At 40.7% G+C, this 1,711-nt stretch carries 3 protein-coding genes; 2 read left to right on the top strand and 1 reads right to left on the bottom strand.

Features of this window, described 5'->3' with window-relative positions; genetic code table 11:
• Positions 1-260: 260 nt before the first annotated feature.
• Positions 261-782, top strand: coding sequence for an energy coupling factor transporter S component ThiW (thiW, locus tag ABFX15_RS00550; RefSeq protein ID WP_346023618.1), 522 nt, complete (start codon positions 261-263; stop codon positions 780-782).
• 204 nt (positions 783-986) lie between these two features.
• On the top strand, positions 987-1,244 hold the full coding sequence (locus tag ABFX15_RS00545; RefSeq protein WP_091265911.1) for a Veg family protein: 258 nt from the start codon (positions 987-989) through the stop codon (positions 1,242-1,244).
• Positions 1,245-1,439: 195 nt separating this feature from the next.
• Here ABFX15_RS00545 and ABFX15_RS00540 read toward each other — a convergent pair.
• Positions 1,440-1,711: ribbon-helix-helix domain-containing protein (locus ABFX15_RS00540; RefSeq protein WP_346023617.1), on the bottom strand; the 272-nt coding region annotated here is incomplete at its 5' end.

Raw genomic sequence — 1,711 nt, 5'->3', positions numbered from 1 at the left:
GAAGAATATGATCCGTTCACCGGACATAAGAACAAGAAAAAATAAACGATTCTTTTAGAATCAGTGAGTAAATGTGGTGCATAAGGGAAACCCACTCAGTGGGCCTTTCAGGCCGAGGCCGGTAAGAGAGGCTTTCAGCCGCAGAGCAAACCACCAGTTCACACTGGTGGTTTTGATTCATGCTGCCTTTCTGCACTTCCGCCTTGATGAATCCAGTTAAGGGAAGTGTTTTTTTGCAGACAAAGAAAGGAAGAATGAAAATGAACAAACGGACACTGGCCCTTGTTTTTACTGCCCTATCCATTGCAATCGGTTATATTGGAGGAAGTCTGATCATCATTCCGCTGGGATTCGTCAGAGCTGCACCTTTTCAGCATTTTATGAATATTATTGTCAGCTTCCTTCTGGGGCCCTGGTACAGTCTCGCGCAGGCATTTGGTGTTTCTGTATTGAGAAACATAACAGGAACAGGTTCACTGCTTGCTTTTCCAGGAAGCATGATTGGAGCGTTTCTGTCAGGCTATCTTTTCAGAAAAGGAAAGAAATTTTATCTTTTAGGAGCAGGAGAACTGGTCGGTACGGGTATTTTTGGTGCACTGGTGAGTTACCCGGTGGCAAGACTTTTTCTTGATGCGGAGGCTGCCTTATTCGGATTCGTTCCGGTGTTCTTCATCAGCGCACTGATTGGAACCATTGCAGGGGTGATCCTCGCATATCAGATGAAAAAGTCCAGCGCCTTTTCCAGACTCCTTTCTTTACAGGACAGGGAGAAGGAACGGTAAATCCGAACATTTCACCAGTGCTGTTCTCATGGAATTGTAGTTAAAGTATTAATGAAAACTATGAAATAACTTTTATTATAGGGTTCTCTTAGCTCATTTATTTTTAATGATTTAAGGAAATCCTATCTTTATTTTTAAAGTTGGCTTACAATTTTCGTCTTTTTGTGGTATAGTATAGTTAATACTTTGTGAGGTGAGTCGATTATGCCAACTACTTTAGCTAGCATCAAGAAAAACTTGGACAGTCACATTGGAAAAGAAATTACTCTGATTGCCCAGGCGGGAAGAAAGAAAACGACAGAACGCAAAGGGATTTTAACTGATACGTACCCTGCGGTTTTTGTTGTAGAACTCGATCAGGACGAGAACGCCGTTGAACGCGTCTCATACAGCTACACGGACGTACTGACACATTCAGTCGAACTGGAATTTGAAGATGAAAGAGAAGTTATCTTAAACTAGTTACAGATTGTAGTATAATGTCACATTATACTACTTTTTTTATACCCTGAAACAGCCCGTGAATGAGGAGTTTTCCTCAGTATAAAGGTTTTTCTTTTTAACGTAATTCCGAAAGAAGTCTCCCACTTCTAAACGTATGGGTACGAAGCACCAGTGAAAGTGGGAGATGAATTTCGGTCAAGCGATAGCTTGAAGTTATTTCTCAAGACCTTTTCTTATTAGTTCAAGGATAGCTGCTGTTCTTGTAGGCAGTCCATTTTCTTTTTGGTATGCGTCTACTTTTTCTAGAATAACTTTTGGCATACGTATTTCTACGCGTTCTTTGTCAGACATATACTCACCTCCGACTTGATTGTAGTAATTACCAATTTTTTTGTTTTTTCGTGTTGTTTTAATGGGGCTGGGAAAAAACTCCCCTAAAATGAATACATCCCTCGACCGATTTTGAGAAAAAAATGGTCGAGGGA

The organism is Alkalibacterium indicireducens (assembly GCF_039522005.1).
Classification (GTDB): Bacteria; Bacillota; Bacilli; order Lactobacillales; family Carnobacteriaceae_A; genus Alkalibacterium; species Alkalibacterium indicireducens.
Note: the sequence above shows the minus strand (reverse complement) of the source record. Positions and strands in the feature narration are given on the sequence as shown.

Excerpts from the sequence above, each read along its gene's own strand:
- thiW (WP_346023618.1), top strand. The coding sequence starts at position 261 with ATGAACAAACGGACACTGGCCCTTGTTTTTACTGCCCTATCCATTGCA.
- ABFX15_RS00545 (WP_091265911.1), top strand. The coding sequence starts at position 987 with ATGCCAACTACTTTAGCTAGCATCAAGAAAAACTTGGACAGTCACATT.